The sequence below is a fragment of the Rhodococcus sp. SG20037 genome (genome assembly GCF_031763325.1).
In the GTDB taxonomy this organism is placed as follows: domain Bacteria; phylum Actinomycetota; class Actinomycetes; order Mycobacteriales; family Mycobacteriaceae; genus Rhodococcus_F; species Rhodococcus_F qingshengii.
In genome coordinates this window covers 6,175,992-6,190,881 of the sequence record NZ_CP134497.1, presented here as the reverse complement: position 1 = coordinate 6,190,881, position 14,890 = coordinate 6,175,992, and the positions used below count along the sequence as shown (strand labels likewise).

Annotated in this window: 13 protein-coding genes and 1 pseudogene; 6 read left to right on the top strand and 8 right to left on the bottom strand. The window is 62.7% G+C overall.

Annotation, left to right across the window (positions count from 1 at the left end):
• Nucleotides 1–17: 17 nt before the first annotated feature.
• From RHP72_RS28620 to RHP72_RS28590, 7 genes are read right to left on the bottom strand one after another with little or no spacing between them, the layout of a single operon-like run.
• Entirely contained in the window at nucleotides 18–725 is a 708-nt protein-coding gene (locus RHP72_RS28620; protein WP_234552206.1) for a class II aldolase/adducin family protein, read from the bottom strand.
• On the bottom strand, nucleotides 722–1,876 hold the full coding sequence (locus RHP72_RS28615; protein WP_007735501.1) for an LLM class flavin-dependent oxidoreductase: 1,155 nt from the start codon (nucleotides 1,874–1,876) through the stop codon (nucleotides 722–724). Before RHP72_RS28615 ends, RHP72_RS28620 begins: the two co-directional genes overlap by 4 nt.
• Nucleotides 1,873–2,982 carry an LLM class flavin-dependent oxidoreductase gene (locus RHP72_RS28610; protein ID WP_058039345.1) on the bottom strand — a complete coding sequence of 370 codons (1,110 nt, stop codon included), beginning with the start codon at nucleotides 2,980–2,982 and terminating at the stop codon, nucleotides 1,873–1,875. Before RHP72_RS28610 ends, RHP72_RS28615 begins: the two co-directional genes overlap by 4 nt.
• Nucleotides 2,979–4,019 (bottom strand): ABC transporter substrate-binding protein, encoded by a 1,041-nt coding sequence (locus RHP72_RS28605; protein WP_007735503.1) that lies wholly within the window; start codon nucleotides 4,017–4,019, stop codon nucleotides 2,979–2,981. Before RHP72_RS28605 ends, RHP72_RS28610 begins: the two co-directional genes overlap by 4 nt.
• A complete protein-coding gene (locus RHP72_RS28600; RefSeq protein ID WP_081558895.1) occupies nucleotides 4,003–4,845 on the bottom strand; it encodes an ABC transporter ATP-binding protein in 843 nt (280 codons plus the stop codon). Before RHP72_RS28600 ends, RHP72_RS28605 begins: the two co-directional genes overlap by 17 nt.
• Nucleotides 4,842–5,699, bottom strand: a complete 858-nt coding sequence (locus RHP72_RS28595) for an ABC transporter permease (protein ID WP_058039346.1) — start codon at nucleotides 5,697–5,699, stop codon at nucleotides 4,842–4,844. Before RHP72_RS28595 ends, RHP72_RS28600 begins: the two co-directional genes overlap by 4 nt.
• A 4-nt stretch (nucleotides 5,700–5,703) precedes the next feature.
• Nucleotides 5,704–6,756, bottom strand: coding sequence for an NrtA/SsuA/CpmA family ABC transporter substrate-binding protein (locus RHP72_RS28590; protein ID WP_058039347.1), 1,053 nt, complete (start codon nucleotides 6,754–6,756; stop codon nucleotides 5,704–5,706).
• Nucleotides 6,757–7,003: 247 nt separating this feature from the next.
• On the opposite strand from RHP72_RS28590, the gene RHP72_RS28585 reads away from it, so the two are divergent.
• The 4 genes and pseudogenes from RHP72_RS28585 (at nucleotide 7,004) to RHP72_RS28570 (ending at nucleotide 10,450) form a co-directional block, all read left to right on the top strand.
• Entirely contained in the window at nucleotides 7,004–7,753 is a 750-nt protein-coding gene (locus tag RHP72_RS28585; protein WP_030537941.1) for an IclR family transcriptional regulator, read from the top strand.
• A 118-nt stretch (nucleotides 7,754–7,871) separates the two neighbouring features.
• Nucleotides 7,872–8,342, top strand: a complete 471-nt coding sequence (locus tag RHP72_RS28580) for an NfeD family protein (RefSeq protein WP_007735511.1) — start codon at nucleotides 7,872–7,874, stop codon at nucleotides 8,340–8,342.
• Nucleotides 8,339–9,154, top strand: coding sequence for a slipin family protein (locus RHP72_RS28575; RefSeq protein ID WP_003946040.1), 816 nt, complete (start codon nucleotides 8,339–8,341; stop codon nucleotides 9,152–9,154). The genes RHP72_RS28580 and RHP72_RS28575 overlap by 4 nt, the downstream gene beginning before the upstream one ends.
• A 58-nt stretch (nucleotides 9,155–9,212) precedes the next feature.
• Nucleotides 9,213–10,450 (top strand): annotated as a pseudogene (locus RHP72_RS28570) (DUF222 domain-containing protein).
• A gap of 65 nt (nucleotides 10,451–10,515) precedes the next feature.
• Here the strand turns inward: RHP72_RS28570 and RHP72_RS28565 are convergent.
• On the bottom strand, nucleotides 10,516–11,223 hold the full coding sequence (locus tag RHP72_RS28565; protein ID WP_007735513.1) for a pyridoxamine 5'-phosphate oxidase family protein: 708 nt from the start codon (nucleotides 11,221–11,223) through the stop codon (nucleotides 10,516–10,518).
• Nucleotides 11,224–11,320: 97 nt separating this feature from the next.
• Here RHP72_RS28565 and RHP72_RS28560 point away from each other — a divergent pair, with 97 nt between their 5' ends.
• The gene (locus RHP72_RS28560; protein ID WP_007735514.1) at nucleotides 11,321–12,706 is read left to right on the top strand and encodes a PLP-dependent aminotransferase family protein; all 1,386 of its coding nucleotides are present in this window, start codon (nucleotides 11,321–11,323) and stop codon (nucleotides 12,704–12,706) included.
• A gap of 59 nt (nucleotides 12,707–12,765) precedes the next feature.
• On the top strand, nucleotides 12,766–14,883 hold the full coding sequence (locus tag RHP72_RS28555; RefSeq protein WP_058039348.1) for an FAD-dependent oxidoreductase: 2,118 nt from the start codon (nucleotides 12,766–12,768) through the stop codon (nucleotides 14,881–14,883).
• Nucleotides 14,884–14,890 lie beyond the last annotated feature (7 nt).

Genomic DNA, 14,890 nt, shown 5'->3' with positions numbered 1-14,890 from the left:
ATCAGTGATGGGGGTGGCTAGATGAGGCCGCGTCGACGCGCCTCGTCGGCGAGTCCGCTACGGCCCCACTGCACGACGAGGTTGGATGGATCGAATTCAACCGAACCGCCGAGGGATTCGGCGATCGCCTGGAACTGGGCGCCTTCCTCGAGGAGGACGACGAACTTCGCGAGGTCGAGCAACCCACTGCGGCCGATGACGTTGACCCCGCCGTTGGCTTCGAAGATCGCCACCAGATCGGGATCGTGTTCGAGACGCTCGAGAATGAAATCGCCTGCAGAACGGGACCGATCGATGTGCGGCGGAATCTCTCGGGAGAGCGTCAGCCTCTGCGAAGCCGCATAGCGGATGGGTAGCGTCCGATGTGTCTGTGCCCAACCGCCGAGCCACGGTGTGTGGATGTGGACAACGCTGGTGATTTCCGGATGCTGACGGAAGACCGATGCGTAGCCGGTGACAAAACCGGCCGATCCGTTGCCGGACAGCACCTCTCCATCGAAGGTGGCGACAACCGGTGACACCGACGGGTCATCCGCCCACGGTCCCGGATCGTTCAGTGCAACTGCGATTTCGGTGCCGGGCACGCGTTCGACGAAGTTGACGGTCCCGTTGGCTGCAACCGTTCCGGTCTTGCGGAAGACGTCGAATGCCTTGTCCGCTGCTTTACGCGCCTCTTCGACGAATGCTGTGGTATCGGCGTCGAGTCGAGTTTCGGTGGTGGTCATCGAGTCTCCAGTCCAGAAGGTGTGATCGGGGTGCGCTGCAGGAGGGGAAGAACTTCTTCGCCGACGCGGTATGCCTCTTCGAGATGCGGGTTACCGGCGAGGATGAAGGCGTCGACGCCCAGTTCGCGCAGCTCGTCGAGTCTTTCGGCGACCTGCTCGTAACTGCCGACCAGTCCGAACGCCGGTCCGCCGCGGATGAGGCTGAAGCCGCACCACACGTTGGGTTGCACTTCCAGATCTCGGTAGCCGGTGATGTGTTCGGGTACCCAGCCTTTGATGCGGGCGGCGCCCACCGAGTCACCCTGGGCTGCACGGTCGGCGGCCCCCTTGTCGACGAAGGCCCAGCCTTTCTCGATCTCGGCCCACGCGGCTTCTTCGGTGTGCCGGGCTACGACGTCGATGCGTACGGCGAATTTCGGCGTGCGTCCCAGTTTGGCTGAGTTCTCCCGCACTCCGTCGATCTTGGCTCTCAGATCGGCGTACGGCTCCAGCCAGGAAAGGTAGTAATCGGAGTGCAGTCCGGCGGCGGCGACGGCTGCGGCCGAAGATCCGGAGAAGTACACCTCGGGAAACGGTTGGCCGGCCAGTCCGGTTGGCAGTGCGGCGCCGTGGGTTTGGAAGAAGCGACCGTCGAAGTCGAAAGGTTCGCCGTCCCACACACCCTTGAGGACATCGAGGAATTCGGACGTCCTGGTGTAGCGATCGTCGTGGTCGACTTTGTCGCCCCACCACAGCTGAGGCGCTCCGCCTCCACCACTGATGATGTTGTAAACCAGACGTCCGCCGGTTGCTCGCTGCAGACTGGCCGACATCCGCGCTGCCTGTACCGGGTGAAGGAACCCCGGTTGGAACGCAACCATGAAACGGTAGGTGGTGGTCTCGGCGGCCAACGCTGCTGCGGTCGCCCACGGATCCTCGGTCATCGGGAAAGACGGCAGCAGTCCACCGAGGAACCCTGCGGACTCGGAAGCCTTTGCCACCGCTGCCATGTGGTCGATGTAGCTGTATCCGTCCAATTCGCCGCCGCGGATCGCGGGAGCAATGTTGCCCGGCCCGTATCCACCGGCATCGCCGCGGTTGTAGCGACGCGGAGTACGCAGCGACGCGTGGTCGCCTTCCATCCCGATCCGCCAGTAGAAATCGATGCTCATGCGGTGGCCTTCTCTTCTGTGGTGGCCTTCTCTTCCTTGCGAATCCGACCCTCGGGATCGACCAGGTGCAGGAGATGCTCGCCCGCCCGGTGCAACTCTTCGATGTGTGGCCGACCGGACAGGACGAAACCGTCCACGCCGAGATCGCGATACGACGACAATCGCTGCGCCACTTCCTCGTAGCTTCCGACGAGGCCGATACTGTGCTCGTAGCCGATGCGGTCGAATCCGGACCACAGGATGCCGCCACGATCGATCTCGAGTGCCGCGGAATCGGATTCTCTCAGTTGCCGTTCGACGCGAGCCCAGGCTTCGTCGGCTGTTTCCCTCGCGATGATCGGGATGCGCAGGACCTTCTCGACGGTCCTGCCGAGTTCGGATGCTCGGTCGTCGAGGGTGGTGATCCGTGTCGACAACTCGTCGCCGGCAAGGGTGAACTGATGGACATCGGCATGGTGGGCCGAGAGTTCCAGAGCTTCCGGTGAGTCTCCGGTCAGATGTACTCGGGGAAAACGGAGTCCCGACAAGATGCCTCGGAATCCGCCGCCGAGTACGTCGTAGTATTCGCCGTCGAAGTCGTAACCCGTGCCGCCGAATCCGCCAGGGAGAATCTGCTCCTCGTTCCATACGCCACGGGCGACGGTCAGGAACTCCGCGGCGCGCGCGTAGCGGTCGGCTCCTCGAACCACGTCGCCGCGAGCAGCGGCGTCTTCGGGGTCCGTCTCTACCTTCACTCGCCATTCGAGACGACCTGCCGACAGGCGCTGAAGTGTCGCCGACATTTTGGCGGCGTAGACGGGGGTGCCGAAAGTGGGGTGAAACTCCACGACCACTCGCGAATGACGCGTCTGACGTAGGGCGGCGGCAGCAACGGTCCAGGATTCTTCGCCATTCGGATCGTACGGTGCGACAACGCCGTCGACGCCCGACAGTTCGGCTGCGAGAACGATCTGTGCCAATTCGTCGAAGGGCCCGAAGTTTCCGGGGCGAACATCGGTCGCGACGGTAGTCGGTCGCTGTGGCCCGAAGCCGCCGCGACTGTTCAGCGCGGCCACGGCCCGGCGTCCGTCACCGCGCGAGGGCAGCTCCCAGTAGACGTCCGTCATTCTGCTGTGCCCTTCTGCGCAACAAGGTTGCGTGCCTGTTCCAGTGGTTCGTGCGCCACCCAGGACTGCAGGTCGAAGTCGGCGGCAAGGAAGCCGTGCGCATACAGGAATTGTTTCTGCACCCCGAGCAGGTCCACACGCTCGTCAGACAGGCTCAAATGCAGTCCGGTGTGGAAGTTCTCGCCGTACGCTGCCACCACACCTTCGGGCCCCGACTGTGTTTCGGTCTGCAGAACGGCTCGGACCTCGTCGATGTTGGCTGCGGCCCAGTCCGCCGCTCTCAGGCTCTCGGCGAGGAAACCCACGACGATGTCCGGGCGTTGTTCGAGTAGGTCGGCGTGAACTGTGATCGGTCGTGGGGTGCCGTTGTTGACGCGATCACGCAGGGAAGCAGTGGAATCGAGATCGACGGCCACCGCGAGACCGTGTTCGCGGGCAACTTCCTGGGCTCGGGCGCCCTTGACGTAGATTGCGTCGACGTCGCCGCGTAGCAGGGATTCGACGCCCCACGTCGTGTTGCGGGTGGACGAGGCGGTGCGGACCTCGGGGGCTGCCGTCGTCGCAACCTCGACGAGAGTGACGTCGGCAAAACTCAACTCGCCGAGTCGAAGTGCGGAGGCGAAGCCGTGCAGGGCCATGGCACGGGGAAAGCTCCTGGCCTGATCTGCCGCCCAGGCCGGGATGCCGATCCGAGCGCCTGCCAGAAGACCGGCTTCTCGGATGTCGGAGTCTCCGCGCACCAGGATTGCCTGGGCCTCGTCGATCCAGGTGAGCCCGATGAGCCTCGTCGGAGAACCACTGGCACGCGCGGCCAGTGCGGGGACGTTGCCGCCTTCGCGAATGAGTCCGGAGAGGTGGTGATCGAAATGGCGCACTGCCAATTCCGGTCCGGCATCTTGCAGTACGCCGAAACGCACTCCGGATTCGTTTGCCGTCCGGTCGAGCCAACCGAGACTGTTGGCGAGGCCGCTGGCGGTGGGAACGGGGCAGCGGGTGTACCAGAGTGTGTCGATTGCGGAATCAGCGATCAATGTCATAACTGTCCTGTCCGTCGGGGAAGGTGCGACCGACGCCGAGTTCCTTCAGGAAACTCGCTCGGTAGCGCAGAGATTCGGGATCGTTCCGATCGCGGGGGCGTGGCAGGTCGATGTCGACATCCACGGCAAACCCGCCCTTGTCGAGGATGAGCACACGGTCGGCAAGTCGTACGGCTTCGTCGACATCGTGCGTGACGAGCAGTACTGCCGGACGGTGGCGGGCGACCAGATCGCCTACCAAGTCTTGCATTTGGAGCCTGGTCAAAGCGTCGAGGGCTGCGAACGGTTCGTCGAGCAGTAATAGTTCAGGTTCGCGAACCAGAGCACGAGCCAATGCGACGCGTTGGGCCTCGCCGCCGGAGAGGGTGGCCGGCCAGGCGCGGTGCTTGTCCGCGAGGTTGACCTCGGCGAGTGCGTTGCGTGCATTGTCGGTCACCTGACGTGACCGTTTCTGTCCGACTGTGACATTGGCCAGAACTCGCTTCGACGGAATCAATCGCGGTTCCTGGTAGACGACCGTGCGGTCGCGTGGGACCAGCACATCACCGCTGTCCGGTGCTTCCAAACCGGAAAGCACTCGCAGCAGGGTTGTCTTGCCGGTACCGCTGGGGCCGAGGAGAACGACGAACTCGCCGCGCGTGATCTCGAGGTCGATACCACCTAGAACAGTCTTGTCACCGAACGACTTACGCACTCCGGTGAGCGAGACCGCTACCGGTGATCCGGCACGTCGCTCGGCCGCGGTGGTGCCGGTCCGCTCACGGGCTGCCAACGGCGGCAGAGGTGCTTCGGTGGATGGCAGCGAGCCGATGGTTGTATTCGTCATCGCGCCACCGACAATCTCCGCCACGGCATGGAGTACCGCTCGATCAGTCTGACGATTGCGTCGAAGATGAGTCCCAGTGCCGCGTACATGACGATGCACAGAACCATGTAGTCGGTGCGGTTGTATTCCTGCGCCAGGGTGACCAGATATCCGATGCCCTCACGTGTGCCGACCTGCTCGGCGGCGATCAATCCGGTGATGCTGAGCGACAGGCAGATTCGAAGCCCCATCAGAACACCGGGGAGGGCGGTCGGAAGAATTGCTCCGAACACCAGTCGCCAACCCGTCAGGCCGAAACCTTGTGCCGCTTCCACCATCTTGCGATCGACTCCGCGCACTCCCAGGTAGGTGTACGCGTACATGGGGGCGACGGTCGCGACGGCGATCAGGACTACCTTGAAGGTTTCGTCGATACCGAACCAGGCGATGAACAACGGAACGAGCGCGAGGAACGGAACCGCGCGGTTGATCTGCATGGTCGAGTCGATCAGTTCTTCGCCGAGCGAGGAGAGACCGGACAGAACCCCGAGCACCAATCCGACGATCACACCGACCGAAACACCGAGTGCGGCACGTTGAAGCGACGCGAGACCGAAGTCGACCAACTGACCCGACTGGTACAGCTCGGCGAATGCCGTCCACACCGCCGGAGGTCCGGCCAGGACCTCTTCGCGGATCAGTCCGGTAGCGGATCCGATCCACCATCCGGCAACCAGCAGCGCGGGCACGAGGAAGCGGAGTGGGATCGAGACCCACTTGGGCCTGCTGCGATTGCGGCGGTAGCGGGGCGTTTCGAGTTGCGGATGCTCCACTGACGGCGACGCAGTTCGTGCGGGCCGGGTCAGCGTCACCATCGGGTCACTTCCCCTCGGTGGTGGGTGCTGCCGCTGCCGAACCTGCCACAGCACCCTGGAGGTCGAAGATCACGTCACTGCCCTTGATCGGCTGCTGGATCACCTTGTTGTCGGCGAACAACGTGGAGATCGATTCGAGGTCGGTAGCGTCGGCTGCAGTCGGGTAGCGGAAGTTGGTGATCTGGCCGCCCAGGGTGATCGCGTCGTCGAGTCGCTGTCCGGAGAGTGCGCGCGGACCTGTCTGTTCGAAGACGTTCTCGAATGCTGCCGGGTCGGCCTGCTGCTTCGCGGTGAGTTCCTGGGTGACCTCGAGGAACTTCTGGACTACCTCGGGATGCGCTTCGAGTACTGCGGTGCGGCCGGCGATGATGGTGCTGTCCACGGAGTCGATGCTCGCCTCGGTTGCGATCTCGACCGCGCCCTTGGCCTTGGCCTCCTGATACGGAATCAGGAACGATGCCCACGCGTCGACCTGCCCGGTGGAGAACGCCGACGCCGCGTCAGCCTGTTGCAGCGGAACACGTTCGACGGAATCGATCGGCACTCCGGCCTGTGTCAGAGCCTTGAGCGTGATGTACTCGCCCTTGCCTGCAGGGTTGACGGCAATGCGCTTGCCGGCCAGATCTGCGACGGTCTTGATGCCGGACTCCGGAGTGGCGATGATGCCGGCCTGGTCCTTGTTGTACGGGTCGGACGTGGCGAAGATGCGGACACCCACGTCCTTGGACAGTGCGCCGACGACGGGACTGTATGCGCCGGTTTGGATGTCGAGTTCACCGCTGTTGAAGAGTTTGAGGTTGGAGCTGAATCCCGGTGTGGTCTTGACCCATTCGATCTTCGCGCCCAGCGGTGCCAGCGCCTCGTCGTAGGTTCCGTCACGCTTGCCGACGGCGATGGCACCGGAGTTTCCGGGATCGAAAACTTTGAGCGTGAAGTCGGCGCTGGAATTGCCTGCGGCGCTGTTGGAATCGGAAGACCCACACGCCACCGCCAACCCGGCCAGCGGGATCATGGCGAGCGCAGCGGCAGCTCGTGGCAGTCGGCGGAAGCGGGACATGTATGTGGCTCCTTCAGGCGTTGAATCGTCAGAACTGACGACGATGACGCTATTGGGTGCTTGTCCGTTTTACCCCCGTTTGTTTTCTGGAGATTGGAAATCTTGACAACATCGGAAGTCTGTTCATCTGGGCTTTTGCAGGTCCACGTTCGGTTCCTTTCCATCTAATGGAAAGGATGGCCGGACTGCTGGGTCCGTGTTAGCGTCCGATTCTCAGGTCGATCAGGCCACAGCGAAAGGATCGTTCGTGACGGACGCACGCGGCGCGGGAGTTCAGACGGTAACCCGTGCCCTGACCATGCTCACATGTTTTCGCAGTGGCGAAGAACTGGGAGTCTCGGAAGTTGCGCGGCGACAAGAGCTTGCGGTCAGCACCACGCATCGATTGCTGCAGTCGCTCGTCGACGCGGGATTTCTCGAGAAGGACGACGCAACCAGTCGGTATCGCATCGGCGCGGCGCTGGCGGCTTACGGACAGGTCTCCTACCGGCAGCATCGGATCTATCTGTCCGAGCCCTATTTGGAGCAATTGGCCGCGACGACAGGAGCATCCGCTTCCCTGGCAGTGCGAAGCGGAAGTGAGGTGGTGTTGCTCGGATTCAGTCGGTGGCGCGAGGCCGACGGGCACGTGCTGCAGGGTGTCCGCCTTCCCTTGCATGCGAGCGCACTGGGGAAAGCCTTTCTGGCTTGGTCCGATGTCGACGATTCCGAGCTGGCTGCGCTGCCACGTGAAGCGACCACTCAGCGTGCGATCACCGATGTCGCCGGTATCCGCCGGGAACTGGAACTGACTCGTGAGCGAGGATACGGATTCAACGACGAGGAGTTGACCCCGGATTTCCGAACGATCGGAATTCCGATAATCGATGGATCTGGCACTGTGCGTTACGCTCTCGGGCTTCGTGGTCCGGTCGAGCTGATGATCGACGAACGGATTCCGTTCCTCGCGGATCTTGCCAAGGTGACTGCACGACAGATCGGTGAGGTCCTTCTCTGACGTGATGTGAAAGCGCTTGTGGCAGATCCGGCCGAACGTGATTACCGTTGAAGTCGAGGGCGCGATCGCACAATGGCTACGCGACGTGACCGCGTCCTCGCGAGCGTGGAGACGAGTGATGACGACGATCGGTGTCGTTGCCCTGTTGCTGGGCGTCCTGTTGATCGTGGTCGAGGCGCATGCCCCAACCGCGGGGGTGCTCGGTGCGCTTGGAGCACTCATGATCGGTGCCGGCGTGTGGATGCTCTTCACGTCCGACGGTATCGGGCAATTGATCGCGATCCCGGTGACGGCGGGGGTCGCGGTAGTCGGCCTGGGCGTGGTGGCGGTAGCGAGTCGAAAAGCGCTTACCGCGCGCCGCGCTCCCGTGCGTACGGGGACGGAATCTCTTGTCGGCTCGGACGCGACCGTTCGCAGTTGGACCGGTGCGCAGGGTCAGGTCGAGCTCGACGGCGGATTATGGCGTGCTCGAATGGAATTCGGGTACGACGATTCTGTGCCCGCCGTGGGCGAATCCGTCGTCGTAGAGCAGGTTCGAGGCCTGACTCTGAAAGTGCGCCGTCGTGAACCGTGGGAGCTGCCGCTATGACCACCGTGCTTGTCGTGTTGTCCGTGTTTGTCGTGCTGATTGCAGTCCTTGTGGGCATGTCGGTGAGAGTTCTGCGCGAGTACGAGCGCGCGGTGGTGTTCCGCCTCGGTCGACTGATCACCTTGAAGGGTCCTGGTCTGGTGATTCTGGTGCCGGCGATCGATCGCATGGAGCGGGTCAGTCTGCGAACCGTCACGCTGAAGATACCGGTCCAAGAAGTGATTACCCGCGACAACGTTCCTGTGAAGGTCACCGCCGTCACGTACTTTCGGGTCGTCGACGCTGACCGTTCGATAGTCGAAGTCGAGGATTTTCTGGCCGCCACCTCACAGATCGCCCAGACCACACTGCGCTCCATCCTCGGTAAAGCTGAGCTGGACTCGCTGCTATCCGAACGTGAACGCCTCAACGAGGATCTGCAGAAAGTCATCGACCAGCAGACCGAACCGTGGGGCGTCAAGGTCACGACCGTCGAGATCAAGGACGTCGAGATTCCGGCCAACATGCAGCGCGCCATCGCCAGGCAAGCAGAGGCCGAACGAGAGCGGCGAGCCAAGATCATCAACGCCGACGCCGAGTTTCAGGCTTCGGCCAAGCTCGCCGAGGCGGCCGAGGTGATCAGCCGCAATCCGACCACCCTGCAGTTGCGATATCTGCAGACACTTCATGAGATCGGTAGCGAGAACAACTCCACCGTTGTCTTCCCCTTGCCGCTGGATCTTGTCCGGCCCTTTATCGGTGGCGGAGTTGCGGCAACTCCCGCGACCCAAGAACCTGCCCGTTTCGCCTGGAATGCGAAAGTTGTTGATTAGCATCTAGTTTCGGTTATCCGCCCCTGTATTCGAAACTATGTTCGATTAGACTCTCGGCATGGACAGTCGGGATGCATGGCAACTGGATAGCGAGGACCTCAAGAGTGAGGTCCTGGATCTGGTGCGCGCCCGGCACGAATTGCAGTCGCGGATGGTGTTGCTGATCGTGGAGATGTTTTCCCGGGAGGTTCTCGGCGGGAAGGGTTTTCGGGCGATCGCACAGTGGTTGCACGGGTCGACGAATCTGGAGATCGGTGAGTGCAGCCTGCTGGTCGGCTTGGCGCGGTTGTTGATGCTCGAACCGGTTGTGGGCGATGCGTTTCATCGTGGTGACGTTGATGCGTTGAAAGCCCGTCAGGTGGCGTCGTTTTGTCAGCATCCGCCGAAGAACATGACCCTGGCGGATGTGGACAAGCTCGCGGGATCCTGTTGGGTTTGGCGTCGAAGAACATTGCGGATTGTGATGCGGTGCGGGCGGCGATCCGGCGGATCGAGAAGCAGTACGGCAAGCGTGAGGACGGTGTTCCGGTGGGTGAGGATTCGGAGCGTAACGAGTTCTATGCCTCGAAAGGTTTGTACGGGCGTGTGTCGGTGAAGGGTGATTTGGATGCGGTGAACGGGGCCCGGTTGATCACGTTGTTGTCGAGTCTGTCGGCGCCGACGCCGGAGAAGGACGGTGTCAAGGACACGCGTACGCCGGCGCTGCGGCGGGCGGACGGGTTCTGCGAGTTGTTGCGGCGGTACGAGCGGGCGGGGTTGGGTCCGATCGAGGGCGGGGTGAAACCGCACATCACGGTGACCGCGTCGGCAAAAGATATGACGGACCTTAAAGTTCTGAAAGACCTCCTGCCGTCCACTGAGGAGTTGGGGTTCGCGTGGACGGATTGGGTGGGCCCGATCAGTATCGATACCGCCCGGATGTTGGCGTGCGACTGCACCGTGACGCGAATTTTGTTGGATGAGAATGGTGTTCCGCTCGACTGCGGTAAGGAAGCGAGAACGGCGACTGTTCCGCAGCGGCGGGCGTTGGCGGTTCGTGATGGTGGGTGTGCGTTTCCGGGGTGCGGGACACCGTCGGGGTGGTGCGATGCCCACCATATTGTTCATTGGAACGATGGTGGCCCAACGGATCTCGATAATCTGGTCTTGTTGTGTGGTCATCATCATCGGACGCTGCACCACACCGAATGGCGGGTGGAGATCGAGCCGGATCGGAAGACAGTGTTCTATCCACCGATGTCGATCGACCCGTATCAACAGCCGATCGGCGGGAACAGCCCACCCACAGCAGCCTGAACGGGCGCAACTGAATACGTACACACCGGGGCTTAGCCATGCCCCGGTGTGTACGGCGTGTGCGGTCAGAGCATCGTCGAGATATGGTCCGGCAGCGCGACACCGGAGTCGAGATCCTCGGACGGGATCGGTTCACCGAAGTGCGTAGCTGCGGGAACTACTCCAGCCCAAACGGTTTCGATACCGATGTCGGCGGCATCGTCACCGGGGCCGCCGGTGCGAGCCTTGACGGAAGCCTCGTACAACGGCAGCGCAAGAACGATGGTTGCCACCATTTCCTTGCGCGTGTGATCCCGCAAGTGTTGGGAACGTCCGGGAACCACCTGGTCGACGATCAGATTCAAAGCCTTCACGCGTTCGTCGCCGTCGGTCACGACTCGAGGTGATCCGATGATGACGCCGCTGCGGTAGTTCATCGAGTGGTGGAAGCCCGACCGAGCCAACACGAGCCCGTCGAGGATCGTGATGGTGATGCAGATTTCGCTGTCGGGAGCCAAGCTCCGTGAAGCGACTGAACCGTGAACATAAATAGATCCGCCGCGGTCGGGGCCGTCGAGGTCGAACCCGTAGGCGGTGGGAAACACCATGGGAACTCCGCCGACGGTCACACCCATGTGGCACAGCTTCGCGGACTGCAAGACGTCGACGAGTGCCGCGCGTTCTGCGACGCCGTGGTGGCGGGCGCGCTTGTGCGTCGTACGTGCTGTCGGGGACAGCGGAACAGGTGCAGTGGGGGCAGGAGCAGGGGCAGCAAAGACAACGGAATCTGTCATGCAGACAATGCTGGTGGCAAAGTGGCTTCAAGTCATGGTCCAATCAGTGGAGACTTCGATAGGCCACTTCGATTTGCCACTTCCGGGAGGGTTCTGAATGTTTCTGCCTTCGGCGGTAGCCGTGGTCCTCGATCGGACAGATCGGCGGGCGCTCCCGGTCCAGATTGCCGACCACCTGAGAGCTGATATCCGCAGTGGTAAGGCGGCAGTGGGTCTGAGGTTACCCAGTTCCCGGAAGCTGGCGGCGGAGCTCGAGGTGGCGCGGGGCGTCGTGGAACGGGCGTATGAGCAGTTGATCGCCGAGGGTTGGCTTGTCGCTGTGCACGGCTCAGGCACCTTCGTTGCCGAGGCGCCCTCTCCCGCGCCCTCTCCCACGACTACACCGAAGAAGGCCGCCGACAAGATGTCACCCAGAGTGCAGCTCCGGCCGGGCGTGCCGTGGACGCCGCCGCGTGCATCGGCAGCGTGGCGGCGGGCGTGGCGTGACGTCGGGTCCAAACCGCCACCTTTCGAGGATCCCGATCCTGCGGGTGACTACGAATTGCGTTCGGCACTATCGGAATTGCTGGCAAGAGCCCGCGGAATGTCGGTTGAACCCGAGAGAATCCTGATCACCTCAGGTGCCACGCATGGTCTCGGCCTCGCCCTGTCGGCTCTGCGTACCCGTGGTGCTGTTCTGGCGATGGAAGATCCCGGATACCGGTATGCGTCCTCGGCCGCTACAGCCTGTGGATGGTCGCTGCTCGACGTGCCCGTCGACGCTCATGGTCTCTGTGTCGACCAACTCGAAACTGCGTCGGAGAGCGTCCGTGGCGTGTATGTGACACCGTCCCATCAGTATCCGACGGGTGGGCTGCTTCCGGTAGGTCGGCGCAACCAGTTGATCGAGTTCGCCCGCGTCCGCGACGTCGTCCTGTTCGAGGACGACTACGACTCCGAATTCCGTTACGACGTAGCGCCTTTGCCTGCGCTTGCCCAGTTGGCTCCTGATCGGGTGGTGTATCTCGGAACAGTTGCAAAGACGCTCGGCGCCGGAATTCGTTTGGGCTGGTTGGTAGCTCCCCTCGACCTGGTCGACCGCATAGCAGTACACCGCCAGCGAATCGGCGACTTCCCGTCGGTTCCGCTGCAGCAAGCACTCCTGTCCCTGCTCCGTGACGGCGAATGGGATCGAGCGGTGCGTACCGCCCGGCGCAGGTACCGGGAGCGTGATCGGGCGGTCGAGGAAGCGCTGTCATCGTTCGGTGAACTGCGGGGTCTCGGCGCCGGCATGCACACGACGCTCATGCTCGACGCGGATCTGGCAGCCACCGTCGCTCGCGAGGCACTTGAACACGGCGTCGAAGTGCCCACCCTGGTCGAGTCCACCCGAACGCACGGAGACCCCGGCGGATTGGTCATCGGCTACGGGCGAGTGGAATCCGCGGACCTCGAATATGCGCTCGAGGTGATAGCCGAGTGCCTCGCACGTCACAGCGCTTGAAGTCTCGTTGATCGGGAGTGCGGCAACGGATGGGCGTGGTCCGGTTCTAGCGTCTGCTCGTGACGATCCGAAGCCAGACCTTTCCGCACCTGCTCGCACCAGGCACCATCGGCCCGATGACCGTGCCCAATCGCGTGGTTCTCCCTGCGATGGACATGAACCTGTGTGAAGACGGGGAAATCGAAAAGGGCGACATCGACCACTTCGTGGCGCGTGCAGCTGGTGGAACGGGTCTGATCATCACCGGTTGCTGCGCTGTTGCGTATCCGCTGGGCTGCACCAGCCGCAAGGAACCGGGGCTTTCGGAAGACCGGTTCATCCCCGGTCTCAAGGCGTTGGCCGACGCAGTCCACGACGCAGGCAGCAAGCTCTGTGTGCAGATGACACACCACGGCAAGGTGGCGCGCATCGATACCCTCGACGGCCGACCGCAGTTGGTCCCGTCCACGCCGAAGCCGCCGGGTGACATGAGCGCGATGGCCGATTGCACGCCCGAAGAACTGGGCAAGATGGCTGCCATCAACGAGGGCAAGAGGGCTACGTACCACGAGGCAACCGAGGAAGATCTTGATTGGCTGGTCCGCATGTTCGCCGAGGCTGCCGGACGGGTGAAGGCGGCGGGCGGCGACGCCGTCGAGATTCACTGTGCCCACAACTACGTCCTCGGAGCGTTCCTGAGTCGGTACACGAATCAGCGCAGCGACGAGTACGGAGGTTCCATGGAGAACCGTGCTCGCCTCGCTTGTGAGGTCATTCGGGCGGTCAAGGAGGAGGTCGGTGGTGCGCTTGCCGTCATCGTGCGTCTGGCCGGTCAAGAGTACGGCGAAACCGACGGGCTGACGGTCGACGAGGCTGCTGCGGCCGCGAAGATGTTCGAAGAGGCCGGAGCTGACGCCATTCATGTCACCGGTACCGCGCTGAATGCTTTTGCCAACTTCACCGACGGACCACTGCCCGACAAGGTCGGCTACTACACCGACAATGCAACGCGAATCAAGCAGGCGATATCGATCCCCGTGATCACCGTCGGACGTATGCTCCCCGAGGTCGGCGAGAAGATGATCGCGGAAGGTCGCACGGACTTCGCCGCAATGGGCCGTCAGCTCCTGGCCGATCCACAGCTGGTGAACAAACTCAAAGACGGTGTACCCGAGCGGGTTCGGCCTTGCATCAATTGCTACGTCTGCGTGCAGGAGAACTTCTGGGACGAGACCCCGCTGTGCGCGGTGAACCCTGCCCTGGGCAACGAAGCGCTGCTCCCCTTCGTTCGGACCAGCACTCCGAAACACGTTGTTGTGGTCGGAGCGGGCCCCGGTGGTCTCGAAACGGCTCGCGTGGCCGCTGAACGTGGGCACCGAGTCACGGTGTTGGACAAATCCGATCGCCTCGGCGGCACCCTGTGGTTCTCGAGCCTCACTACCCCGGACAACGGGCGTCTGCTCAGCTGGTTGAAAGTGGAAATCGAGCGTCTCGGTGTCGATGTTCGACTGAAGACCGAAGCCTCGGTTGCTTCGATCCGGGCACTGAACCCCGACGCCGTAGTCGTGGCCACCGGTGCGGTTCGTGAGCGGCCTAGCGTTCCGGGCGGTGATCTCCCGCACGTGCACACCGGTGATTCGTTGCGCGCGTTGATGACCGGAGCGGGAGACGTCTCACAGGTACCGCCGTTCCTGCGGACGATGGCCAAGTTGGGCAAGCTGTCCGGTATCACCAAGAGCCCCGCGGCGATCCGAGCTGTGACCCGCAAGTTCCTGCCCATGGGTAAGGACGTTGTCGTGATCGGTGGTTCGCTTGTCGGACTCGAGCTTGCGGAGTTCCTGGCCGAGCGAGGTCGCACTGTGACGCTGATCGAAGAAGGCCAGCAGTTGGGCATTCCGATGGCGATGCCGCGCCGCTGGACGGCGGTGCGCCACGCCAAGCATGTCGGTGTGAACATTCACCGCAATTCAACGGTGCAGCGCATCACCAAGGAGCACGTCGAATTCCGTTCCGGTGAAAAGACACTGACCGCTCCGGCCGACATGGTTGTCGTCGCCTCGGGAGTGTCGGCGCAGGCGCCACTGGCCGATTCTCTGATCGGCGTCGTCTCCGACGTGCACGTGGTCGGTGACGCGGTGAACGTCGACTACATCGAGGGCGCGATGCACACGGCGTGGAAAGTCGCGATGGATCTGTAGTTCAGCG

Excerpts from the sequence above, each read along its gene's own strand:
- RHP72_RS28620 (WP_234552206.1), bottom strand. The coding sequence starts at position 725 with ATGACCACCACCGAAACTCGACTCGACGCCGATACCACAGCATTCGTC.
- RHP72_RS28615 (WP_007735501.1), bottom strand. The coding sequence starts at position 1,876 with ATGAGCATCGATTTCTACTGGCGGATCGGGATGGAAGGCGACCACGCG.
- RHP72_RS28610 (WP_058039345.1), bottom strand. The coding sequence starts at position 2,982 with ATGACGGACGTCTACTGGGAGCTGCCCTCGCGCGGTGACGGACGCCGG.
- RHP72_RS28605 (WP_007735503.1), bottom strand. The coding sequence starts at position 4,019 with ATGACATTGATCGCTGATTCCGCAATCGACACACTCTGGTACACCCGC.
- RHP72_RS28600 (WP_081558895.1), bottom strand. The coding sequence starts at position 4,845 with ATGACGAATACAACCATCGGCTCGCTGCCATCCACCGAAGCACCTCTG.
- RHP72_RS28595 (WP_058039346.1), bottom strand. The coding sequence starts at position 5,699 with ATGGTGACGCTGACCCGGCCCGCACGAACTGCGTCGCCGTCAGTGGAG.
- RHP72_RS28590 (WP_058039347.1), bottom strand. The coding sequence starts at position 6,756 with ATGTCCCGCTTCCGCCGACTGCCACGAGCTGCCGCTGCGCTCGCCATG.
- RHP72_RS28580 (WP_007735511.1), top strand. The coding sequence starts at position 7,872 with ATGACGACGATCGGTGTCGTTGCCCTGTTGCTGGGCGTCCTGTTGATC.
- RHP72_RS28575 (WP_003946040.1), top strand. The coding sequence starts at position 8,339 with ATGACCACCGTGCTTGTCGTGTTGTCCGTGTTTGTCGTGCTGATTGCA.
- RHP72_RS28565 (WP_007735513.1), bottom strand. The coding sequence starts at position 11,223 with ATGACAGATTCCGTTGTCTTTGCTGCCCCTGCTCCTGCCCCCACTGCA.
- RHP72_RS28560 (WP_007735514.1), top strand. The coding sequence starts at position 11,321 with ATGTTTCTGCCTTCGGCGGTAGCCGTGGTCCTCGATCGGACAGATCGG.